This is a genomic window from Gemmatimonadota bacterium, from assembly GCA_016712265.1.
GTDB lineage: Bacteria > Gemmatimonadota > Gemmatimonadetes > Gemmatimonadales > Gemmatimonadaceae > RBC101.
Window position 1 is genome coordinate 559,619 of record JADJRJ010000027.1, and the last position, 23,078, is coordinate 582,696.

15 protein-coding genes and 3 pseudogenes are annotated in these 23,078 nt (G+C 66.4%); 6 read left to right on the forward strand and 12 right to left on the reverse strand.

Features of this window, described 5'->3' with window-relative positions; genetic code table 11:
* The first annotated feature begins 574 nt into the window (after positions 1-574).
* The 5 genes from IPK85_06830 to IPK85_06850 all read left to right on the forward strand — a co-directional run bounded on the left by IPK85_06830 (position 575) and on the right by IPK85_06850 (position 7,181).
* Positions 575-1,564, forward strand: a complete 990-nt coding sequence (locus tag IPK85_06830) for a hypothetical protein (GenBank protein MBK8247095.1) — start codon at positions 575-577, stop codon at positions 1,562-1,564.
* A 111-nt stretch (positions 1,565-1,675) separates the two neighbouring features.
* On the forward strand, positions 1,676-1,939 hold the full coding sequence (locus IPK85_06835; protein MBK8247096.1) for a hypothetical protein: 264 nt from the start codon (positions 1,676-1,678) through the stop codon (positions 1,937-1,939).
* Between the two features lie 190 nt (positions 1,940-2,129).
* On the forward strand, positions 2,130-4,925 hold the full coding sequence (locus IPK85_06840; GenBank protein ID MBK8247097.1) for a hypothetical protein: 2,796 nt from the start codon (positions 2,130-2,132) through the stop codon (positions 4,923-4,925).
* Entirely contained in the window at positions 4,922-5,869 is a 948-nt protein-coding gene (locus tag IPK85_06845; protein ID MBK8247098.1) for a hypothetical protein, read from the forward strand. The genes IPK85_06840 and IPK85_06845 overlap by 4 nt, the downstream gene beginning before the upstream one ends.
* 148 nt (positions 5,870-6,017) lie before the next feature.
* A complete protein-coding gene (locus IPK85_06850; GenBank protein MBK8247099.1) occupies positions 6,018-7,181 on the forward strand; it encodes a hypothetical protein in 1,164 nt (387 codons plus the stop codon).
* Positions 7,182-7,424: 243 nt separating this feature from the next.
* Here IPK85_06850 and IPK85_06855 read toward each other — a convergent pair whose 3' ends face one another.
* The 5 genes and pseudogenes from IPK85_06855 to IPK85_06875 form a co-directional block, all read right to left on the reverse strand.
* Complete coding sequence (locus IPK85_06855; GenBank protein MBK8247100.1) at positions 7,425-9,218, reverse strand: zinc-dependent metalloprotease; 1,794 nt, start codon at positions 9,216-9,218, stop codon at positions 7,425-7,427.
* Between the two features lie 151 nt (positions 9,219-9,369).
* Positions 9,370-9,609, reverse strand: a pseudogene (locus tag IPK85_06860) (DUF5117 domain-containing protein).
* A gap of 105 nt (positions 9,610-9,714) precedes the next feature.
* Positions 9,715-9,966, reverse strand: a pseudogene (locus tag IPK85_06865) (DUF5118 domain-containing protein).
* Positions 9,967-10,139: 173 nt separating this feature from the next.
* Entirely contained in the window at positions 10,140-10,580 is a 441-nt protein-coding gene (locus IPK85_06870; GenBank protein MBK8247101.1) for a DUF4143 domain-containing protein, read from the reverse strand.
* On the reverse strand, positions 10,487-11,014 hold the full coding sequence (locus IPK85_06875) for a DUF4143 domain-containing protein (protein MBK8247102.1): 528 nt from the start codon (positions 11,012-11,014) through the stop codon (positions 10,487-10,489). Before IPK85_06875 ends, IPK85_06870 begins: the two co-directional genes overlap by 94 nt.
* 596 nt (positions 11,015-11,610) lie before the next feature.
* On the opposite strand from IPK85_06875, the gene IPK85_06880 reads away from it, so the two are divergent.
* On the forward strand, positions 11,611-12,048 hold the full coding sequence (locus IPK85_06880; GenBank protein ID MBK8247103.1) for a hypothetical protein: 438 nt from the start codon (positions 11,611-11,613) through the stop codon (positions 12,046-12,048).
* Between the two features lie 84 nt (positions 12,049-12,132).
* Here IPK85_06880 and IPK85_06885 read toward each other — a convergent pair.
* The 7 genes and pseudogenes from IPK85_06885 to IPK85_06915 form a co-directional block, all read right to left on the reverse strand.
* Positions 12,133-14,422: pseudogene (locus IPK85_06885) on the reverse strand (glycogen/starch/alpha-glucan phosphorylase).
* Positions 14,423-15,221: 799 nt separating this feature from the next.
* Complete coding sequence (locus IPK85_06890) at positions 15,222-15,392, reverse strand: hypothetical protein (GenBank protein ID MBK8247104.1); 171 nt, start codon at positions 15,390-15,392, stop codon at positions 15,222-15,224.
* A gap of 129 nt (positions 15,393-15,521) precedes the next feature.
* Positions 15,522-15,890, reverse strand: a complete 369-nt coding sequence (locus IPK85_06895; protein ID MBK8247105.1) for a sulfatase-like hydrolase/transferase — start codon at positions 15,888-15,890, stop codon at positions 15,522-15,524.
* A 1,034-nt stretch (positions 15,891-16,924) separates the two neighbouring features.
* Positions 16,925-17,224 carry a hypothetical protein gene (locus tag IPK85_06900; protein MBK8247106.1) on the reverse strand — a complete coding sequence of 100 codons (300 nt, stop codon included), beginning with the start codon at positions 17,222-17,224 and terminating at the stop codon, positions 16,925-16,927.
* A 254-nt stretch (positions 17,225-17,478) separates the two neighbouring features.
* On the reverse strand, positions 17,479-17,823 hold the full coding sequence (locus tag IPK85_06905; protein ID MBK8247107.1) for an Ig-like domain-containing protein: 345 nt from the start codon (positions 17,821-17,823) through the stop codon (positions 17,479-17,481).
* 363 nt (positions 17,824-18,186) lie between these two features.
* Positions 18,187-18,897 carry a carboxypeptidase regulatory-like domain-containing protein gene (locus IPK85_06910; GenBank protein MBK8247108.1) on the reverse strand — a complete coding sequence of 237 codons (711 nt, stop codon included), beginning with the start codon at positions 18,895-18,897 and terminating at the stop codon, positions 18,187-18,189.
* Positions 18,898-18,921: 24 nt separating this feature from the next.
* Positions 18,922-19,158, reverse strand: coding sequence for a hypothetical protein (locus IPK85_06915; GenBank protein ID MBK8247109.1), 237 nt, complete (start codon positions 19,156-19,158; stop codon positions 18,922-18,924).
* Positions 19,159-23,078: the final 3,920 nt, after the last annotated feature.

A 23,078-nucleotide genomic window follows, 5' to 3' on the forward strand; every position in this document is an offset into this window, starting at 1 on the left:
ATGTCGCCGACCGACTCGCCCGTCTCGCACAGTTTCGGACTCTTGCGCTTTCGACAGATGTGCCAACTCACGATCAGCTCCAGGCGCTCGTTAGCGGCCTCGGAGCGGACTCCTTCTCTGCGGGCGACATCGCCAAGGTCGCCGTGGCCGGACTCCCGCCGGCGAGTGTAGAAGGTGTCTGGTGCGAGGGCTACATCATGAATCCGCTACCATAGCGATGGCCGCCGACCAAAGTGGTGCACCAGACGGGCGCGCCGGTCAGTCGGCCCGGGACCGCTTCAATCTCGCCGAGTTCGTGCTTGAACAGGTTGTTGCCGAAGCAGCGCGAGGAACGTGCCCAACGCAGGCCCATAGGTCAACGATCTGCACGAGGTGAGCGAAGATGCAGTGCATCCACTGTGACCGGTCGTTGATCGAGGCCGATAGACGTTGCCCCGACTGTGGGGAAGCAGTCAACCGCTCAAGAGTCCCGGCGTCGTCCAGCGCGGTACCACCTGCACGACTACCATTCATCTGGCTAGGGTCTGTTGAACGGCCCTTTCGAGGAGCTGCTGCGCCAAACCGCGTGTCCTCAATGGAGCAACTCTACTCAAGGCTCTTTCTCGGCGATTTGGCTGCTGAGACGTTCCTGCGCACATCGGACGGCTGGCAGGTCGCCTATCTCGATGACACGCCAGACTCGAGTGTCGCACTCACGTTCGACTTTGCCAACGGTGCGATGAGGCTGCGAACGCGCTGGCGCGGAGCCGACGGCCCGGAGACCGTAAAGTTCAATGCATCATGGAACGACATGCTGCAGGTGTTCTGGATGGGGATCTCACCCGCTTGGAGTGAGCGTGACGCGAGGAGGCTACAGGGTCTCTTCAACGCGACCTTGCTGTCCGGTCCGGCAAGATCAGTCGGCTTGCCGGCAACATCAGTCGCATTTCTTCCAGATGGCACCTTTCGGTCGATCAGCTTCCCTCTGCCCGTGTCGCAATTGCGCGCACTCCTTGACTTTGTGGGCGGGCTTCAGGCGAATCCCGCGATCAAAGGACCAGTCACTGCGTATGCCTCGGTGGTGCAAAGTTACGCCTTCTATGTAAAGGGGGGCGCGCCATCCGATCTGGATGAGAGAAGCATCGCGCGGTACACCACCGCGACCTTGGGACTTCCAGTTGCCGCTAGCCCCTACTGGCAAGTGGGCGAGGACGGATCGCAAGTGCTCACCGTGCTAAGACAGCACTACAACGCAACCCTGCAGTGCACCTTTCGCGATACCGAGAGGGTCCTGGACGCGCTCTTCGGTGTCGGTCTACTCGCGTCACGCGGGCGCGCACTCCAGCCGTGGCCCTGCGGCCCAGAGTATGCAGCCACCATATTGGACGTAGGCAGTGGCAACGGCGCGCGTATTGGCTTCCAGGAGGAGGGTTGCCACCTGGAATACCCGCAACTATTCCATCCCGAGGCGGAAGCCTGGGCTACTCGGTCGATCGTCGGAGTGCCCCCAGAAGCTGTTCGCTCTCGTGCCCTCGCTCGGATTCGGGAGGCTGAGAGCGCAGCGGCCGAAGTGAACGAGGTGTAGTGCGTGTGGAGTGCCTGGGGGCCTCACAATCAGCTAACCCCGAGCGGCCTGAGGCGCATGCGACACGTTGCCGGTGATTGACATAGCATCGTAAGCGTCCCACGATTCTGCATGGCATCATCCCGCGACCATCTCGCCGCCATTCGTCGGAAGGGCGGCATTCGCAGCCGCCGCGTCCTCGATCCGGAACCGGCCCGACTCATGGTCCCCGTCCGCGAGGCGAGGCGCGCCTATCGTCGATTTCATGCCCGTTGCTTCTGGTCCTATCGGCCAGACCTAGTGATCGGGGCCGATGACGTCCCGTGGGTCGCCGAGCAGCTCATGCGTCACGGCGATCGTGAGGGGTTCGCCGTGGGCCGTGCGCTGTGCCGTTAACCCCGGTGCAAGCGGCCATCCCGGCCTGCGTCGCACCGCAGCATAACCACGCCAAGTGGCTGCTCACCTCAGCACAAGACTCCAATGGCAAGATGCATCCGACGCGCGACACGCCAGCTCGCCCTCACGGTGCTGACGGCGGCTCCGTGTTTGGCGCAGCTCCCCGCTGCCTGCGGCGGCCAGAGACTCGGTGGTCCGGATCGACGGGGACGTGGCGGAAGCAGGGAAGGTGCTGGATGCGCCCGGAGGTGCGGTGGCCGTGGGAATCTGGACCCACACGCATCCCAACGGAAAGCTCGCACGACGGGGCCTCTACATCGGAGGTAAGCGCAGCGGTGTGTGGGAGTCGTGGTACGACGACGGTACCCGTGAGAGTGAGCAGACGTGGGCCGAGGGACGGTTGAGCGGCCCGTCGCTGGAGTACTGGCCGAATGGCAAGGTCAGCGCGCGTGGAACCTACATGCGTGGTGCGAAGAGCGGGAAATGGGAGACGTATGCGGCCACGGGCAAGCCCATCGAGGTCTGCCATTACGACAATGATCAGCGGTCCGGCGACTGCTGGTTCGCCGCTCCGGAGGACGCGCGCATGCCCTGGAAGTTCTCGTCCGGCGCAATGCGCAACGATCAACGAGACGGCCTCTGGACGTTCTGGTACGACTCGTTGCGAAAGGAGGGCGAGGCGACCTACGCCCACGGGGTTTCGCACGGCGTGTCTCGTGTGTGGTCGGCAGCCGGCGCACTGACGGAGGAGCGACACCATCGTTACGGGCTGCTGCACGGTCCTCAGCTCGCACTCTCAAAGGAGGGTGCGCTGCAGCGATCGTACTACTACCTCGACAGGCCGCTCGCCGGTGAGGCCGCGTGGGACTCGTTGAGCAGGGGGGACGTGGGTCGGGGCGCAAGCGAGCTCTCGCCGTTGACGTATGCCACGCTCGTTGCCCCGTATCCCGGACGGCTCCAATCGATAGCCCGTCCCGGGGCCGTCGTGCGTGCAGCGAACGACGAAGCAACGGCCACCGTCGTGGCCGAACCCGTGAGGCGCGCACTCGGAATGGCCATGGCGGAGCTTCAGCGGTCCGTGCTCACGGAGGACATCGCCTCACCCGACTACTACGTCGATCCCACGCTGCTCCGGATTGACACCGCGTCCTTTCAGCTCGCGGTGCAGACCCGGCGATTCAAGCTGGTGCCCACGCCGGCGGGGCCGTCCGCACCCGCTGACTATGAGGCAGCCGTACGTTGGCGGAAGGCCGCGACGACCGGGCCAACGGCGGCAGATCGAGAGGTTCTGCGGGGACTCAGGTACCTGCACACCGGTCTCCTCTCGATCGGCGACGACTCCCTGGCTCGCGGGCTTGCCGCTGAGTACACCGCCCTGAGCGCCCTCTCCGACAGCATCACCTATTCCCCCTCCCGACGCCTCGCCCTCTGGCACTATCGCGAGGTCCTGCTGAGTCCACTCGACCTCCTGGAATACCCCATCGAAGCGGCACGTCGAACCCGCGACCTCTGGCGGTACCTTGCCCGGAGCGGTGGCGCCCTCGACGCGGAGCGCGTTTTGCCAGAGCGAGGGGCGCTCTGCGATGCGGCGCTCCAGGGTCGATTGCACGAGTCGCAGATGGACGCGCTCGCGGGCGATTGGAACGCCCTCGCCGATAGCGCGATGGTGTGGCGGCGCAGGTTCGATGATCTGGTGGTGAACCCGGACAGCCTCGCCGCTGTCATGAAGGACGTCTATGAGCGTCGTCGAAAGGTGCTCGAGAACGCGCAGGGTTCAGCGACGACAAAAGACTCGCTTGAGGTCCTGAACAAGATCGAGGCCGATGTGGAAGCAGCCGAAGGTCGGCGGTATGCCCTGCAATTCAGGCTCAACGGAAAGATCCTCTGCGTCACACCAGGCATCCGCCGAGAAGGAGGTCACATCCGCCTGCCTTTCCCCACCCCGAAAATCCTTGGCGGTGCGCGGCACCGGTTCCTGACGTTCCAGGCGTCTGAGGCCGAGCTTCGAGGAAGCGATGTGCTCCAGGGGAGCGCACTCGACCGACTGCGGCTCGACCTTCGAGCGGCACGGACCGGGTTCGCGCTCCGCCGCGAGATCTATGCGGATCCGTGGCGCGCGGGGCAGTGGCCGGGAGTCTTCATCTTCGAGCTGGCAGTGGTGCGCAGGGAGCTGGATGCGATGGAAGCAGATGCGCGCGGCGCGGCGCAATACCTGGCCGCCCTCGATGAGTTTGAGGCATGGTTCGACGCACGCGTGCTCGCCGCCAGCGAATATGCGGCGCGAGTGCGCGTCCTGCAGCAGTTGCAGACGCTTCGCGAGGCGGGCCGACTCGTCCTTCCCCAGACGGTACAAGTGGTGTCGCACCAGCGTGCCGAGGGCGACAGCGTGAACGCCGGAGAGCCGATCATGGACGTCGTCGCCGTGGAGCGACGGATCCTGCACCTGCGGTTCAACCGCGGAGATCCGGTCCTCATGGCGCTGTCGCCAGGGGACTCGATCGACCTTGTGCTGCGGAGAGCCGGTCGGCCGCCGCTGGCCGCCGAGGTGCTTGGTTGGGTCGAGGGCATGTCGGCAACGGATCAAGACGCGTTCCTCGAAGCCGTGACAACCAGCTTTGGCCGTCCGATAAGGTTCAGTGGGACCCTTGTGGCGAAATCCGATGTTGGCGAAGGCGTGATGGCGGATGTCCGAGTCACGGCCACGGTTGACGACTCGTTCATTCCCCTTCCGCAATCGGCACTCGCCTACGTCGCGGCAGGTCGACCGAGGGATGTCTTTCGGCGGGTCGATGGGGCTGATGCAGGGGGCAGCCCGTTCGCGGTGCCTGCAGCCGCAGCGGTCGGTCGCTGGTACATCCGGCTCGACGACCGGTCACTCCAGGCAACGAGCCGCGGCAACATCGAGGTGCTCGGCACTTCGAAAGCGGGCATGGAAGAACTGAGGCGGGTCATCGCGTGGCAGGTAACCGCGCGACCACAGTCATGAAGGCCAGGTCCTTCGTGCGCGTCGCCGTGTGCATCGCAGCGCTGGCTGTGCCGCAGTTGGACGCGCAACTCGTGGAGACCGTCTCGGGTCGATGGGCGCCCTACGCCGGCGGCAAAGTCGGGGCGCCGGGATCCCTGATCGACTGGTGGAACGAGCACTGGAAGTCGCTCGTTGCGGCACGGAACGGCGACGAGCTGGCCAGGCTCGCGACGGACGTCAGCAGTCGGTTACGGCCCGACGAAGCCGCGGTGTTCGATGTGTACGTCACGGACCTGGGGCCATACGGCGTGGCCGTGATGGGGATTGGTCGCGCCGACCAACCGGCACTCTTGCCCGGCGACTGGCGCCTGGCCAGGAAGACCGACCCCCTCTTCACGGGACAGCAGCTTACCGTTCGTGGGTACAGTCGATCCCTCGACGCCGTGCGACCGATCGTGGGCGGTATGGATGCCTCTGAGTACCGGGGCCTCAGTCTCCCGTCGTTGGAGCAGGTATACGAGAGAGGGCGGGCGGATCTCGTGGATCTCGTGAAAACCGGACCCTCGCCGAACTCCGGTGCCGATCGGCTGGGGCGGCAGCTGGAGCGCCTTCGCCTGATCAACGCCGAGATTGAACGTCGCAAGGAACTGGAGAAGCAGCGAAGGGAGGCAGGGGAGCGCGAACGGCAAGAGCGGGAAAGTGTGAGGCGCGAGGAGGAGCGCCGCCGGGAGGCTGAGCGACAGGAGCGCCGGCGACGAGAGGAGGAGCGCCGCGACCGATGGAGAGAACGGATACCGCGTGAACGTGGAAGCTCGAGCAGCAGCCCTAGGCATTCCACCAGCGCATCGGATGGGGCGCGGATTGGGGATGATGTGGGCAAGCCGACGCCGACACCGAGACCCGACCAGAGGCCGCCGCGACCACTCCCACCAACGCTTCCGATCGTGCGGCCGGTGATCCCATAGGCCAGGCGTCCTGAGCTTCCGGTGGGGCACCCTGGACACCACTGTGGGGCGAGGACTGTCAGAGGGCGCCATTACACTTACTGCTCCGGGGGCTTCCCGGTCAGGCCGTCGAAGGTCCTTCGGCTCTCGCCAACTTGAGCGTCAGGTAATGCCGGACGCGGCAGTGCGGAATGGTCCGGTCGACCGGGTCGCGCAGCAGTGCGAATGTGGACTCCCTCGAACCAAACTGGGGCGGCGAGCGCCCAGGAACCCCAACCCGAAGACGGAGGCGCCCCTGCGACGCGGCACACTCATCGCACTCCTTCCGCTGGCCCTCGCCTGTCGCGACCGTGCAGACAGCGCCCGGCACGGTGAACTGCCGACGGCACCAGCATCCTGGCTGGGCAACGACGACACGGCGGGTCGCCTCACCTATTTGCCGCTGCCGCCGGGCCTCACGAACGGCGGGGCCATGGCCATCAATGCTGCCGGATGGATCGTTGGATCCGCTGCGGACCACACCGGGTGTTCCCGAGTCGTCCTGTGGTCCCCGAGAGGCTCGGTCGAAGCACTGCCGTTCTGCGCCTATCCGGTCGACATCAATGGGCGAAACCAGGTGACGGGCAGCATCGCGGTCGGTGGAGTGGAGAGAGCCTTCCTCTGGACCCCGGGCAAGGGTGTGGTTGACCTGGGTTCGCTGAACGGAACCTGGAGCCGAGCTGCAGGCATCAATGACTCCGGGTGGGTCGTTGGAGCCTCGGGGCAAGTCGGTGTAAGCCAGACGGGTTTCGTATACACGCCGGGCCTTGGCATGCGGGATCTGAGCCCGCTCGCCGGCACAACTGTGCTGGAGGCCCGGGCAGTCAATCGGCGGGGTGAGGTGCTCGCCGACGAGGCAGGTCCGCCCCTGGCGTCGGTTGTCTGGCATCCCGTAGCGGGCACACGACAACTCCCCCCTTTCATGCCTGGGCTCTACAACCGGGGGCGGGGGTATGGGCTGAACGACCTGGGCGAGGCCACGGGCATCGGGCCGTACGACTGGTTCAACGACCTCATCACCCTGAAGTGGCCTGCGTCAGGCGCGCCGCAGAGGATCCCGGTCCAGATGGGGTGCATCGGCTACTCCTATGGCATCCGGATCGCCGAGAATGGGTCGGTGCTCGGCTATCGCAACAACTGTACCGACATGAGGCATGTCCCGTTCCTCTGGACCGCTGCTCATGGGACGCGGTTTCTCCGGGAGTACCTGCAATGCTCCGCTAGCGACCTTAGTCCGTCGGGCAAGAGGGCGGTGGGAGTCTGCCCGGACGGACCAGTCGTCTGGGACTTCTGAGGGAGCGACCAGCGAATTCGGTGCCCCGCCGGCGTCAATCACACTGGGCCGCGTCATCGGGCAGGCACCGGAACAACGGTCGCGCCCGCGCCAACCGCGCGATGAAGCCGCCACGCCCCGCCGGGACCACGTGCACGTTCCTGCGGTGCTTGCGAGCCATGGAACCTCCCCAGTGTGATGTTGTGTGGACTGCCCGGCCAGGGACGAGGGGGTGAGGGGGTCGCCAGCTCCTCCGTCCGTTGCTCAGGGCACCACGTTGCGAACCGTCGCCGGCTTCTGCTCCAGGATCGTGTCGATACGATGCAGCGCCGCACGCAGGTGCAGCTCCGTCGGCTTGTCCCCGGCCTTCCGCATCGCACGCTCGATCTCGTCCTTGAGCGAGACCAGCTGGCCACGCAGGTGCGACTTCGCGTCCTCGGAAAGCGGCGTCTGCGGCTGTCCACCGAAGCCGCCACCACCACCGCCGCCACCCGGACCGGCGGGCGTCGCTGGCGGGTTCATCTTGGTGTTGATCATCGCGATGTGGTCGTTCTGCAGCTCGCGACGGAACACGTTGATGATCGTGCTCGCGGCCGACAGCTCCTCCCAAATTCCCTTGCGCACGTCGTCGAGCATCGTGTTCAGCGTGTACACCTTGCTCTTGTCGGCCGCAGTCCCCTCCTGCTCGAGCAGGCGATTCATGCGGGCGTCCTGCATGACGGTGCCCAGCACGCGCTGCTGCGGCGAGTTGATGCGCGGGACCATCCCGCCGGCCTCCACCCGCTCACCGATATCCGGCCGGATGAGATACGCGGGCGCCTTGAACCCGTTCTCCTTCAGGAACTTCACCGCCTCGGCCTGTCGCTCTCGGCTCATCGGCGTGAACACCGACCCGGTCTGCCCGCCGGACTTGTACTGCACCGTGGCACCAGAGACCAACGTCGCCACATGATTCGCCTCGTTGGCCCACTGGCCGACGGTGCGGTTGTAGAGCTCGAGCAGGTCGGCGTTGTCCTCGAGCGGGTTCGTCGTCGCATCCTTCAGGTAGCCCATCACCCGCTCGATGTTCTTGAAGCCGAGGGTGGTGGCCTTCACCGGGTCAGCATCTCCCACGGCCTCGTTCTGCGTGCCGGTGGCGCCATAGGCGTTGTTGGCCGAGAAGCGGTACCAGGGGATGGTGTCCTGCATGCGCGACCATTGCTCGAGCACGGTGCGCTCCTGATCCGAGGTCCGCGCGGTGGGAATCGGCTTGTACCCCCACATGATCGCGTACTTGTCGTATGGACCAACCGTCGGAAGCAGATGCTGCACCGGGATGTTGTCCTCGGGTTGCGCCACATAGTTGAAGCGCGAGTAGTCCATGATGCTCGGGCTGTGGCCCATCTTCGCGAGCCACGTCTTGCTCCGGAGCGAGTCAATCGGGTACGTGGACGAGCCAATTTGGTCGTGTTGCAGTCCCAGGTGTGGCCGATCTCGTGTGCGACGACGAACTGCACCAGCCGCCCCATCAACGAGTCGGGGAAGGGCAGCTTGCGCGCGCGTGCATCGAGCGGCGACACCGGTGAAGTACCAGAGCGCTGCAGGTTCATGATATTGTGGAACATGCGCACGGAGCCGTTGAGGATCTCCCCGGTGCGCGGGTCGTGCACGTGCGGGCCGACGGCGTTTTCCGTCGTGGACGGCAGCCATCGAATCATGGTGTGGCGCACGTCTTCGGGTGACCAATCGGGGTCCTGCTCGGGCGATGGCGGCTCGGCGGGGACAATCCCCTCCCTTGAACCCGGCGGCCTCGAACGCCACCTGCCATTCCACGATTCCGGCGCGCACATACTTCTTGAGCCACTCCGGCGTGTCGCGATCGACGTAGTAGGTGATCGGCTTCTTCGGGTAGCAGAGGTTGCCGCTGCGACGCTCGCTGCACTCCAGGCGGTACTTGGTGATGAAGCGACGGTTGGCCGATCGGTGTTCGTTGGTGCCGAAGTCGGTCATGCGGGTCGAGAAGAAGCCGACCCGCTCGTCGAACCGTCGCGGCATCATGGGCGCTTCCGGGAGGCGCACGATGCTGTAGTGCGCCATCACGCTGCGCGGCGGACGCGGGGCGTTGGCGCCGCCGCCACCACCGCCTCCGCCACCCCACCGCCTTGCGCGGCGGGTGCGACCCCGGTCTGCGTCGCTTCAATCCCGATGTTGTCCGCAAAGGCAGGTGCCGCTCGATGAAGGAACGGTTAGCGTCGATCGTGCCGGGAATCGCCTGGATCTCCGGGACGGCCGTCGTGAAGAGGCGCGTCACGTCGATGACCGGGGCGCTGTCCGGCCCGAACGCCTCGATGTTGAAGGTCGCGATGACAGCGGCGTAGTTGGCGTTCTGGACGGCGCGGAGCACCGACGCCGTGGTATCACTCGACGTGATCGCGAACTCGGGGCCGCGCAGCACAACGCGGTTCCCCATCCGTTCCCACTGGAGGGTGCGCTCGGTGAACTGGTCGCCCGCATACGCGGTCTGGCCGCCGCCACCACCGCCGCCGCCACGTCCTCCGCCCGTTGGGGCTGCCGCGCGAGCGTAGCGACCGATCAGGAGCTGGTCCTTGCCGAGTTCGCGTCGCGGGATCTCGAAGTAGAGTCGCTCGCCAACGCGGTGCACATTGAACAACCCGCGCTTGGTCTTCGCCTCGGCGGTGATCACCCGCTCATACGGACGCGGACCGCCGCGCCCGACCGCTGCGGGGCCGCGTGTGGAATCTGTGTCCTGGGCGATGACGGGCACGGCAGAGGCCGTGACGAGCGCGAGGCAAAGGAGCTGTCGCATGGGAGCTGGCCGCGGTGAGTGGGCTGGGCCTGATGGCGTTCTGCGAAGATCGCCGCCGGTCCGGGGGCAACAAGGCCCGGCGGGGTCCCCGCAGGGCCCATGAACAGTCCCTCAGCTCGCACACGGCGGCCGGCAGGAGTGGCTACACCGGTCGGCTGAGGATGGCGTGCCAGTTACCGCGACGTGCTTCCGCGGCGGCGCTCCGTGCGAGGTGCGGCGGTCGTGGTATTCAGCTCTCCGATGAAATCGGCGATGTCCACGGCGCGTACGCCTGGGAGGATGGCCTCGGTGACCGGGCGCGTCCTCCCGCGCCGGTACACGACCACGGCCTTCGTCGAACCCCGGAGGCGCTCCGCAAGTCGTGAGACATGGGCCGCGTCCCGCGGTAGGGGTGTGCTCGACGTCTTGACCTCGATCAGGAGCGTGTCCGACCCGCGGCGCAGGAGAAAGTCCACCTCGAACCCCTGGTGATCGCGAAAGAAGTAGAGTTCGCGCCGTTGGCCTGCGTTCAGCTGCGATTTCACGATCTCGGATGCCACCCATCCCTCGAACAGCGCGCCCTTGAACGGGAACGTTCCCAGTCTTCCATCTTCGTGACACCTAGCAGGTGACAGGCGAGCCCGCTGTCGGCAAGAAAGACCTTGGGTGTCTTCACCAGGCGTTTGCCGAGGTTCTCGAAGTACGGTGGCACGACGAAGAGCTGGCCGGTGACCTCAAGGACGCCGATCCACTCACCGATGGTTGGAATGGAGACGCCGAGTGGTGCGGCGAGGTCCGCCTTGTTGAGCAACTGGCCCGTGCGCGCGGCGAGCAGGGTGAGGAACCGTCGAAAGGTCGAGAGATCCCGCACGTTGAGCACGGCCCGCACGTCACGTTCGAGGTACGTCTGGAGGTAGGACTCGAACCAGAGCGATCGGTCGCGGGGCCGAAGGACGACCTCGGGAAACCCTCCGTGCAGCAGGGTGACCTTTGGCGACTCCGCCGCGGCGAGCGGCAGCAGTCCCAGGACGGCCGCCCGCCCCGCGAGGGACTCCGTGACGTGCTGCATCAGGGCGCCTCCTGCGAACCGGTCAGAGCCACCGACCGCGATGCTTCGGTTCGTGGTCGATGCGTTCCTTGAGGTACGCGAAGAGCTCCCGGCGCGTTCTGGATCTCGTCGAGGATGGTGACGCCACGTCGTTCATCCAGAATCGGCGCGGGTCGGCCCGCACTGCGGCGAGGATGTCTGGGGCGTCCAGCGACGACGTCAGCCCCGGAAGGCGTGCTTCAGGACCGTGGTCTTGCCGGCGCGTCGCGGTCCACGTGAGGACGAGCGCAGGGAAGGCCTTCGCGGCCCGTTCAGGAGTGGGGTGATCAGTCGGGCGATGAACGGCATATGAGAAATCTAAAGTGCCACCTTAGATTTCTCAATATCGATGCTCCCTCTCGACCCGCAGTAGCACGAAGAAGGGTCGTGCGCCGTGTCCAGGGGGTCACCGTCCTGCTGGAGTCGCGGCTGACGGGCAGGGCGTGCCAAAGACTGGACCAACCGCCACCGGCTCGCCAAGTTCGCTCCATGTCGCGTTCATTCCCTGCCGTCCGCGCGTTCGCCGTGGCGTCGGTCGCCCACGCCCAGCGCCTGACCTCAGCGGTACACGGATCCGCGTGGACTCCGCCGCCCCGGCGCGCACCGTCGCGGCCACCGGGGACGCGGCCTTCCCGCGCGGCGACATGGGCACAGGCTGGGGATCACCCATCACGATCGCCCAAGGACGCCGCCCGTCTGGTCGTGACGTTCAACTACTTCACGGCGTACGACCTGCAACCCAGGTGCAGCTCGCCTACGCCCTCGACGGGAGTGAGTCGCGCAACCCGATCGTGACCGGGCAGGCTGCGCCGCCTCTCGATCCACGGTCATGGAACGGCGCGACGATGGTCATTACCACACAGTACCCCGCGCCGGCCGGTGAACCTCCGCCGGGGGCGCTCGAGGTGCGGCAGGAACTCACCCTCGACGCACAGGGACGGCTCACGGTCCGCACGTCGCGACGCGGTGGCGACGGCGCGACGAACACGGTCGTCGCGGCGTACATGCGTCGTTAGGCGGCTGTTTCCCGCAAGGCCGGCGTTCCGCCGTCCGCTTCCCGCCAGGCCGGCGTTCTGCCGGCCGTGGTTCACCAGGAACGGTCAGGTCACCGCGCCTTCGACGTTCCAGATCAGGCAGGCGTAGTCGGCGACCGTGCGGTCGCTGGAGAATCCCCATCGCGCCACGTTCAGCACGGCGCGCCGAAGCCCACTCGTCTGGGCGCTGGTAGAGCACATCGACGCGCTCCTGGCAGGCGACATACGACGCGAAGTCGGCCAGGAGGATTACTGGTCGCCACCCTCCGTCAGCCGATCGACAACCTCGCGGAAGCGTGACGGCTCGGCAGGGAGAAGTGACCGTCCGCGATCATGTCCAGGGCCTGCCGCACGTCATCGTTCGCCCGGTACACGTCCCACGGGTTGTATCCGGCCGCCCGGCACTCCGCCACTTCGGCGGCGGTCTTCCGAAGATGAAAATGTTGTCGTCGCCCACCGCCGCCGCCATCTCCAGCGTGGCGCCGTCGAGCGTCCCGATCGTCAGCGCTCCGTTCAGTGCCAGCTTCATGTTGCCCGTTCCAGAGGCCTCGGTCCCCGCGGTCGAAATCTGCTCCGAGAGGTCACATGCCGGGATGATCACCTCGGCGTTCGACACATTGTAGTTAGGGATGAAGGCGACCTTGAGCAGGTCACCGACCGCCGGGTCGCGGTTCACCACATCGGCCACGCCGTGGATGAGGCGAATGATGAGCTTCGCAAACGCATACCCGGGCGCGGCCTTGCCGCTGAAGATCACGGTGCGGGGGCACCATGCCGGCCACGCGCCCCTCGCAAATGCGACGGTAACGCGTGATGACGTGCAGCACGTTCAGCAGCTGGCGCTTGTACTCGTGGATCCGCTTGACCTGGATGTCGAACAGGCCATCGGGGTTCACCGCTAGGCCGGTCCGGTCGTGGATCAGTGCCTGCAGGCGCTGCTTGTTGGCTGCTTTCGCGCGCGGAAGTGGTCGCGAAGTCCGCATCGTCGGCCCAAGGCACGAGGCGTTCCAGCTGCCGCAGGTCGGTCACCCAGCCATCGCCGATCTGCTCGGTGATCAGCGCCGCGAGGCCCGGGTTGGCGTGGTGCAGCCACCGGCGAGGCGTGACGCCGTTCGTGACGTTCACGAAGGCCGCGGGACGGATGGCATGGAAGTCGGCAAAGACGCTCGCCTGCATCAGGTCGGTGTGCAGCTGCGAGACGCCGTTGACGTGATGGCTGCCGACGATCGCCAAGGTTGGCCATGCGAATCCGGCGACCCCCTCCTCCGCGACAATGGACAAACGCCGGATGCGGTCGAGGTCGGTCGTGTGAGACCGGCGCACCTCGTCCAGGAAGCGCTGGTTGATTCGTAGATGATCTCGAGGTGTCGCGGGAGCAGCGGCCGAAGAGGGTGACCGGCCACGTCTCCAGCGCCTCGGGCATCAGCGTGAAAGTGTTCGTATAGGAAAGACCTGTCGCGTGATCTCCCAGGCGCGTTCCGCCAGCGCGTGCTCATCGACCAGCAGGCGCATCAGCCGGGAATGGCCACCGTGGGGTGCGTATCGTTGAGCTGGATGGCCACGTGGTCCGGCAGGGCGTCGAACGGTTCGCCGGTCGCGAGGAAGCGATGGAGAATGTCCTGCAACGAGGCAGAGACGTTGAAGTACTGCTGCTTCAGTCGCAACTCGCGCCCCACCGCCGTCGAGTCGTCGGGATGCGGGACCTTGGACAGGTTCTCGAGGACTCGGTCTTCTGTTCGACCGCCCGACGGAAGTCCCCTCGTTGAACCGCTGGAGGTTGAAGTCGCGGGTGGCCTTCGCGGACCAGAGGCGAAGGTTGTTGACCGTTGCGTTGTTGTAGCCGGGCACCGGCGTGTCGCATGCCATGGCGAACACGGTGTCGGCTCTCGAGCCAGTGGGCCCGGACGTTGCCGTGGCCATCGGACAGGTGCGCCGTCCGGCCGCCGAAGCGCACCAGGTACAAGACCTCCGGGCGCTGCAATTCCACGGGTTGCGACAGCGCAACGGTGTCAGGATGCTCGACCTGCGCCATTCTCGATGCCCTGGTAAAACAGGCCGTACTCGTAGTGGATCCCGTAGCCGATCCCTGGTATCGCCAGCGTGGCCATGGAATCGAGGATGCGGGCGGCGAGCCGGCCCGGACCTGCCCATTCCCGAGCGCAGCGTCGGGCTCTATCCTGGATCTCCTCGAAGTCGACCTCGAGCTCGGCGAGCGCGGTGCGGAGTTCGTCGCCGAGCCCGATGTTGAGCAGGCTGTTGGACAGTAACCGTCCGGTGAGGAACTCTGCGGACAGGTAACACACGCGTTTCCAGGAGACACCTCGGAGGCGTGCATGGCCTGCATCCACTGCGGCATCAGCGATCGCGGACCGCGAACGCCGTCGCCGGGTACCAATCGCGCGGCGTGGCCGTGAGGCGATCCCTTGCCGAGCGAGAAGCCGGTCGGTGATCGCCTCGCGCAACGTGGACAGCAGTTGAGTGCTCATTGGGCCGATCTGTTACCCGCGGTGAGGTCGCCCACCTTCCACAGGAGACCCCGATCCCGGGTCGCCCCCATGCTCAGGGGACGACCGGTCGGCGCCACAGGTGTCGCCCTTCGGTCGCGGCGTCGGTCGTCGCGGTGGGATGTAGGGTCCTTCGCCCCAACCGGCACGTGTGGGAACTGGGCCGCGCTCGGTTGAACTCGGCGATGAGTCCGTCGAACAGACCCAACGCCCACGGGTTGGCGTCCTTCACGTCGCTCTCTTCCTTCGGGTCTGCGCGGAGGTTGAAGCCGCATGAGCGGCGCCTCGGTCACGCGCGGCTCCGGCTGGTAGGCGTAGTGGAACTTCCAGTCAGTTCCACTTCGCGGCGGGACGGGCCATTGGAGCCCGCCGAAGAACAGCGCGCACTCGTGCGCGGCGGCGTCGACTGCTTGCGCTGCAGAACGCCAGCTGGTTCTCGCCGTCGATCGGGCGGTCGCCCGGCGCTTTCCGCCGCCGCGGCATGGTCGGAAGATGTCGAGTCCGTGGAAGACCGCGTTGGACACCTGCCCACGCGGGATCGTGCCGACCCATCGCATCACGCACGGGTGCGAATGCCACCTTCCATCACCGAGTTGTAGAAGACGCGCAGAGCCCTGACGACCCTGCCGCGGACGACGTCCCTCGGGGCCGTTATCGGTGCACCACATCACGAGGGTGTTGTTGTCCAGCTTCATGCGCTTGAGCGCCGCCAGTGATCAGGCCGACGTTGTAGTCGACGTCCATCATCGCGTCGCCCATGTCGCCAGCCCCTGTCTTCCCGATGAAGTCCAGGGGGTGAGCGGGGAAGTGGATCTGAGTCATCGGGTAATACAGGAAGAACGACTTCGCGCGCGCGCACATTTCGCTCGATGAACTCGACTCCCCTGAGCGCCGCCTCGCGATCCACGGTGCGGCGCGTCCTGGTCGAACACCTTCACCTTGCGTGGCGCCTCACCGGCATTCTGTTCCCAGATGACGAGGTGGTCCGCCGGATTGGGATTGAGCTCGGGAGGTGGTCCACTGCGCCTCGTTGCTCGTGTTCGGGATTGGCATACCGTGATCGAACCCCGGTCCGATGGGCGTCCGATGGTCGATCCAATTCCGGCCACCGAGGTGCCACTTCCCGAAGAGCGCCGTGGCGCAGCCGGCGCCCTGGAGTGCTTCGGCGATGGTCTCTTCCCAGAGAGTGATCCCGGTGTTCTGCGCCGCGCCCGGAGCGAATGGCATATCGCCCCGTGAGCAAGGCTGCGCGCGAGACCGTGCAGGAGAACTCGACGTTGAAGTTGTCCAGCCGGATGCCCTGGCGGCGATGCTGTCGATGTTTGGGGTCGGGACGCCGCGGACGCTGCCGTAGGCGACGACCTCGCCCCTGTCCGGGTTGGCGCGGGAAGATCAGGACGATTCGGTCCGCGCGTGGCTGCGCGGAGCGGGGGTGCGGCGCTGGCGGACAGCAGGGCCGCAACGAGGCCGATGGATGGGGCGAGGCGACGAGGCATGGGGTCCCGGGCCGGGGTCGAGGTCGCGCGAAGTTAGCGCGGTCCCTGGCCGGAGTTGAAGGGCTTCTCCGAGCGCAATATCGACCGGATGATCGCCTTCCACCGGGCGTACCCCGGCCTCGACTCAATTTCGCCACCAGTGGTGGCGAAATTGTCGGCGGGACAAGTGCCCCCCGGCCGTGGCGAAACGGCCCCGGCGCGAACGGCGCGACCTCGCTCCTGTGGTCCGTACCATGGGCGCACCATGTCCTGTTGATGGAGCAGGTGAAGGGACCTCGCCACCCGGCGCTGGTAGGTGGCAGACCCTCGCCAACGGATGGAGCCGAAACGTCCTCAGCCTGCAGATCGAGGTTAGGGCGCACACGCGGCACGGAAAGGCAGTCTCGAACTTCGCCGCACTGCTTCCCACGCCTGAGCCAGATCTCGCCGGAGCAGGCTCTAAAGACCCGTACATCTTCGACTTTCTCACCCTCACCGAGCGCTAGGGAGCGCGAACTCGAGACGGCGCTGGCGCGGCCCCTGAAGTGGGTCCTCAACGACGCAGGACGAGGTTGGTGAGGTTAGCGCGGAACGAGAAGCGTGCGCCCGTGCTGCCCGTGCTACTCGTGCCGCTCGTGCCGCTCGTCCTTCGCGCATGGCGCCTCGGAGTCCCAGAGATCGCCCTTCGGCACCGTCAGCGCCAGCACGCGGCAGATCAGTTGAACACCCGGGCCCCTGATGGCCCCGGCGCCGTGAGGTCCGTCGTGTTGAGCGGCTTCACGAAGTAGAGTTGCCCGAAAACCTCCGGGATGTAGCTGTCGGCGAGCGAGTTTCCGGGCATCGTCAACCACGAAAGACCATACGCGTTCAACAAGATGGTTAGGTCCAGTGAACCGTTCCGTGTCCATGAACCAAGGGACGCCAGCCGAGGCGCAGGGTGCCGATCGGCAACGGGCTGCGGTCGGTCCGACCGTCGGGCGCCGTGAGGACCATGTCGATCCATGCGGTCGCCTCCCACCGATAGGTGCACGTCGGCAGGTGGACCCTGGGGGTGACGCCGGGTAGGGGACTTCCGTTGAAGGTGCTGAGCACGTTCCCGCTGCCGCTGAGAGTGGTACGGTTGGGCGGCAGCGAGTTGTTGTTGATGTCGTAGTCGGTCACGCTGGCGTTGCCGGTCACTAGGCCCTGTTACGTCTGCTCATCGTCCAGCGGCGATGAGATACGTGTGAGCGCGCTCGTGAGGTTGACCCGGTGCAGGACGCTGATCTCGTGATTCTCGCGGTTGACTTCGTTCCGGCCCTGAGTCCGAGATCAGGCGGTGAACGTCGTCCGGCTTGCGATATCATCACAGCGACCCGGGTTCGTCACGTTCAGTCCACCCGGGGAGGAGATCAGGTTTCCGGCCCGGGCACTGATGAGGGCGGTCCCCGCGCTCACTCGGTTGCCACGCCATTGCTGGAGACCGTGGCCACGGCGGTATTCGACGACGTCCAGGTGACGGCGGGCGTTGGTCGCACGTTCCCGTTGGCGTCGAGGCGGTTACGCTGAACGTCACACTCCCGCCAGCGGTCGTCGTTGCCGGTGTCGGAGAGACGATAAGCAGCAGCGCGGGCGTGACCGTGACCGTCGCTGCACCCCTGGACACCGCCCGATGTCGCACTCACGATCGTTGAACCAGCGACGATTGCGGTCACGGTGCCGGTGCCGGAGACCGTGGCGACGTTGCTGGCCTCGCTCGACCAGGTGAAGGTTGCACCGGGGACCAGGTTCCTGGGCATCGCGCGCCGTCGCGACCAGCACGCCGGTCGTTCCCTCGACCAGCTGCAGGCTGCCGGATGACCTGCACCGAGTGACCGTAGCCTGGGTGGGCGGCGGCGGCACGCTGGGCCCGGCTGGCCCTCCGCATGCGGCGACTACTGCGAGCAGGGCAATGGTGGCGGACCGGACACAGCGCGGGGTCATGGATCTGGGGTTGGGCGGAATTCGCACCCTCCCCGCAGGAACGCTCCGATCCGTCCCTGTTTCTCAGTGTCGCGCGAAGGCGAGCCTGTCGGCAAGCCGACGTCCCCTTGCGAGCCGCGGTGCCTGGCCTGTTGGTCGGGTGATGATCACAACTTGGGGTCGCAAGCTCACGCGTTCGTTCAGGGCGGGAGCGTCAACCGGCGCCGACCCGTCCAGACCACGATCGATCCGCAGCCGCTGAGCGTCTGGAATTGCGACGGCATGCCCGACGCGCGCGTGTACACCTCAACACCGCGGATGTCCTGCGCGGGAACAAAGAAGTCCGGCGAGAACCCCGCACTGCCGCCAACATCATCCCGTCGAGGAAGATCACCGGCTGGCACATGCCGCCCCCTGTATGAACGGGCTCCGCATGTAGATCTGCGAGTTCCCGCGGTCCCGCGGACCGTGATGCCCGGATACCGCCGCACGATGTCACTCAGGTACAACGGGTCGTAGCGCTCGAGGTCCTGCTCATCGGCGTAGTAGCCGAATCCGCTCCGCTTGCGCTGCAGGAAGTCCCGATACTGCGGCGAGTCGTAGAGACGATCGCCCACCACCTTCACGGTGTCCGGGAACGTCTGCCGCGACTCCAGCACCACGTCGAGCGACATCGGCGTCGTCGGCAACAGGTCGACCATCCGCGTGACCGGCAGGTACCCGATGGCCCGTGCGTCGAGCAGGCGTGTGCCTAACGGCAACGAGTCGAGGGCGTAGTACCCATCCTGATTCGTCGTCGCTTCCGCACCAGCGTCGGCCAGGCGGACCCGGGCCCCGCGGAGGGGACGGCCATCGGGGCGGGTGACGCGTCCCTGCACCCGGGCGCCACCGACAAGCACCGGGACGACCACCGAGTCGCGCCGCCGATCGCTCGATCATTCTGGGACCGTGCGCTGCGCGAGTTCCGTCGGGGCGACGAACAGGTCGCGCACCAGCAGGCCGTTGTTGGGGAGTGTGAACATCGAGGTCCCGGTCGAGTCACCCCCCTTCCACGCGCGCATCACGACCATCTCGTCGCTCGGGAGGTGACAGAGCCCAAACCGTCCGTCCGCATCGGTCAGCGTCGACCCCTGGGTTTGTCGCGAGATGGTGCCGCCCGTGGTGACGATCACGCTCCATTGAGCGACGACCAGCGTGGAGTTGACCGGGCACCTGTAACCGCGTTGCGCGCACGCGGCCGTGCCAGTACCCGCGGGTCGAGTCGGTCCCGCAACTCGCCCGCACGATCGTCCGCGGCGATGGCACCGCGAGCATCGCGCGTACGGCCGTCGTATCGCTGATTGAGACGCGGAGCATCGGCGACACCAGGCCCAGCGAATCGAGGACCGGGTGGAAGAAGCCGAGTAACCAGGTGCCCGCGTCGAGGGTATCGAACCGGAAGTTGCCGTCAGCGCCGGTGCGGAAGGAGCGTGCGACCGCGGGGCGGTCCGACCGGGCGATCTGGACCGTGGCGCCCTCGAGCCGGCGTTGGCCGACGCTGTCGTAGGACCGTTACCGGAGACCGAGGTGGTGACCTGCGCGTCCGCAGCTCGCGCCCAAAGACCGAATGCCAGCAGGCAGGCGGCGAGGGCGACCCGGATCATTGGTGTAGCTGCGCGTCGGGGTTGGGTCACGAAGTCGCCACCGGCAGGACCGGTGGAGTCACACCCGACGCGCAGGAACGGTTCGGTGGGTCGCGCCCTGGGCTCACCGGTCGCGCGGCTCCAGGATGGCCCTTGGACCGACTGTCCATTGGCCCCCCGACTGCCTGAGCGCGTGCAGAATAGAAATCGATTTCTATTCTGCAAGACGCTCGCTCGACAACCTCGACTGCGGGGCCGACACCATCAAACACTGCCCCCGGCGAAGACGTCCTTCCCGGAAGGACAAGTGCACCATGAAGTGTCCTTCCAGAATGACGATCTCCACGACCTCGTCTCGCTCACGCCCTGACGGCGGCCACTTCACGGCCCCGTGTCCACCTTCGTCAGCCCCTGGCGAAGGTGCATTTGAACGTCGCGCGCTGCCTTTGCGCGTTGGAGAACTGCACCTCGATGTCCTTGCCGCAACCGCCCGCCTTGCGTACCGCGGCGCTCCAGCTGGTCGGGTTCGATCTTGAGGATCGAGCTGGTGATGGGGGAGGCTCGACGTTGGTCCGGGGACGAGGACGGGCGGGATCGAGGACGCGGATGTGACCGAGCCCCGGTGAGACCCTGCCCATTGAGGAGTGCGCGCCCAGCTCCTGGTCCAGGACGTCGGTTGGGGCCCACAAGAAGTCACGGGTGAACAGCAGGCGGTAGGAGCCTTCGCCGACGTTGAAGAAGGTGGTTGACCTCGGCCGGCAGCGGGCGGGCTCGCGGGGGGGCGAGGCGGTGACGTCGGTGTGAGCAGGCGCCGACGGCGAGGAGGACCGCGGCGAGCAGTGGATTTGACGTGGAGTCTGTAGGGTTGGGTTGGGTGGTGTTGCCCGGCCATACTGCAGGGAACGTGCGTGACGGGCGGCCACGTACCCGTTGTGGCGCATCCACTTGACAACACCATGCCCTCGAGCGTCATGTCACGGGGCGTGGATGGGGACGTGGAACGGGGCGCCATGACGAATGGCTGGCGACGCCCCCGCTTCCCCGAGCACGTTAGGGCTGCGCCCTCTGCTGGCATCTGGCGCGGCGAGGGCGCGGGTGCGGAGCGGAGAACGAGGCTGAAATGCGCACGCATCATCGACCCCATGCGCAGCTCCTTCCGCAGGCGCGGGTCAAGTTCGTCCTCGGCCTGGTGCATCAACAGCACGAGCTCGGTGATGAGCGGCGCACTGCCGGGAGGTCACGGGGCGCATGGTCTATCCAGCGCAATCTCGCGCGTGAGAGGGGTGCTTCTGCGCCGCGGGCGCTGTCGTTCTCGCTATTGAGGTCGATTCCAAAACCGTTTCATCGCGTCGGCCTGCCATACGCGGAATGCCGCCACGCTGGTGCCGCTTGATGCTCACGGGCGGTTGGGCCGTGTTGTCGCGCCCGACCGCGAACCGGAGTTCCGTCTCGGAGGGGTCCGTCCAACACTCCCCGCGCCGCCGCAGGCAGCACGCCATGCGCGGTTGCCGACAGGGTGATGTGCGATCGCGCCTTTGCTGACGGGCAGTGAGCAGCAGATCAGGACGCGTTTTGGTGGTGTATAAAGAACGATCCGACGTACACGTCGATCGCGCTTTGGGAGCACGGCTATGGGCCTGCAGGCGACCAACCACTCTCGGCGCGCAATGTTGGCCGGGATGACGATCCGCAGCGTCGCGCGTTCGACCAGCGTCGCGCGTCCTCGCGCATCCCGCCGAGCACGACTTTCGATCTCGTGCGTGTGTTCGGCGTCGGCGTAAGCGGCCGCCGCCCGCTTCGCACGGCGCTGCCGAGCACGTAGCCTGTCGTGGCCGTCGCCGATGCTGACCGCCGAGGTGATGATGCTGCGCGCGAGGGCACCGGCCGCGTGTTGCGGTGAGTTGGGTAGGGTCGGTGAGTCCGGTGTTTGGCTCTTACCGTCCGAGGCGGAGGAGTGGACGCGATGTGGCCTGGATCGCGCGACACATCGCCTCGCGCCACGCGCCTTCGCCGGCCAGGAGCCGCAGCCGTCCCAGAGGTTTCACCGCGTTGCTATTCGCCTCGAGATCAGCGGATCGCGCGCTGGCGCCGCACAGCCCTCGGCGTCCATGGGACACGCGTTTGAGGAACGTCCGCCAGTCGCCGGCCACGGTGACGATCGTGAGGTGGTCGCAGCGGCGTGAGCGCGCGCGACGGCGAGGGCTGTCAACAGTGCGGCGGCATCTTTAGCGCCCTCCATCGAACCCGAGACGCCGATGGCGAGGCGAGGTCTACTGCGGGCGGCGGATTTGCAGGCGCCTGGGACGGTGCCGCTCGCGGCGGGATCTGCGACGAGGTAGCGGACCGAACCGCCGGCATCAAAGGAAGAGCGAGCGATCAGGCCAGGCGTCGAGGGCGAAAGCGTGGTCTGGGCAAGCAGGGGTCACCTGTTCCTCCCGGTGAGGGGATGTCAGGCATGAGCCTTCTGCGGCAGCGCTTTGAGTCGAGCGCGCTGGTCGGCGTCGAGTTTTCTTCGCACGGAGTCCTGGGCGTCGGGGGTGATCCTTTCGACCGTTACTTGTCGACGGCGCGCGTGCGCCGCTCCTCGGCGTAAAGCGGTGTGGTGGGGTGAGGTGCTGCTCGAGCGTTCTAGCCAGCTCGCCGCACGAGGCGCAGGTTCAGCCGGTGGTTCGTCCGTTAGCGCTTCGATGGGTGTGTCGGGGGCCGTGTCATCGTCCGCTCCGCTCAGGTGGCTGGCGAAACCGGATTCATGTAGCGCTTCAGCCCTGCGCTGACAACCCAGCTTGCGGAAGTAGTCGAGGGCCGTGCCCGTGGGTTGGCGACTGGTCCGGCGGCTCGGTGAGCGCCTTCTGCTGCCGGTTCCGGCAGCGATGCGGCCGCCCGCCGGGCGAGTGGCGGCGTGATGCGTCGCTCGCGACCGCGGGTATTCGCGGCGGATGTCGCAGCGAGGACATCCCGTGGAGTTCCTTCATGGTGCGGATGGCCCGGATGGGGCCGAGTTGGCTTGCCGCGGTCGCGGCGGGCCTCGGGAGAGCTGGTCCCCAGGAGTTTCAAAAAGACCCAGTAAACATGGTTCTGGGTTGGAGGCCGGACGTTTTCCGGCGAGTTCGGCGAGTGTAAGTCCTTCTGGCAGTGGTAAAGGTGCATATCGACATAACGACATGTCAAGACGTCGCGTTCAACCCACGCCGCACGCACACTACCTGGAGGAGCAGATATCGTGGAGGTCGCGGCGGCCATGGCCGGGATCAGAGCATTTCGGCGTTGGTCGATGGCGGCGTGATTTCGCCACACGGTGGCGAAATTCACGCCATTATTCGTCCCTTTCGGCGAGATCGGCTCGCTGAGATCCGACAGCACACATCCGCCTCTCCTGCGGACACCAGCGACCGCGCAAAGCCGCGCGGCTTCGATGGGGAACCTCAACTCATTCCCCGCCAGACCGTGCCGAGTAGTCGTAGCGGCAGTTG

Coding starts and splice junctions, on each gene's coding strand:
- IPK85_06835 (MBK8247096.1), top strand. CDS start 1,676: ATGGCATCATCCCGCGACCATCTCGCCGCCATTCGTCGGAAGGGCGGC.
- IPK85_06875 (MBK8247102.1), bottom strand. CDS start 11,014: ATGCAGCACGTCACGGAGTCCCTCGCGGGGCGGGCGGCCGTCCTGGGA.
- IPK85_06845 (MBK8247098.1), top strand. CDS start 4,922: ATGAAGGCCAGGTCCTTCGTGCGCGTCGCCGTGTGCATCGCAGCGCTG.
- IPK85_06830 (MBK8247095.1), top strand. CDS start 575: ATGGAGCAACTCTACTCAAGGCTCTTTCTCGGCGATTTGGCTGCTGAG.
- IPK85_06890 (MBK8247104.1), bottom strand. CDS start 15,392: ATGACTCAGATCCACTTCCCCGCTCACCCCCTGGACTTCATCGGGAAG.
- IPK85_06905 (MBK8247107.1), bottom strand. CDS start 17,823: ATGCCCAGGAACCTGGTCCCCGGTGCAACCTTCACCTGGTCGAGCGAG.
- IPK85_06850 (MBK8247099.1), top strand. CDS start 6,018: ATGCCGGACGCGGCAGTGCGGAATGGTCCGGTCGACCGGGTCGCGCAG.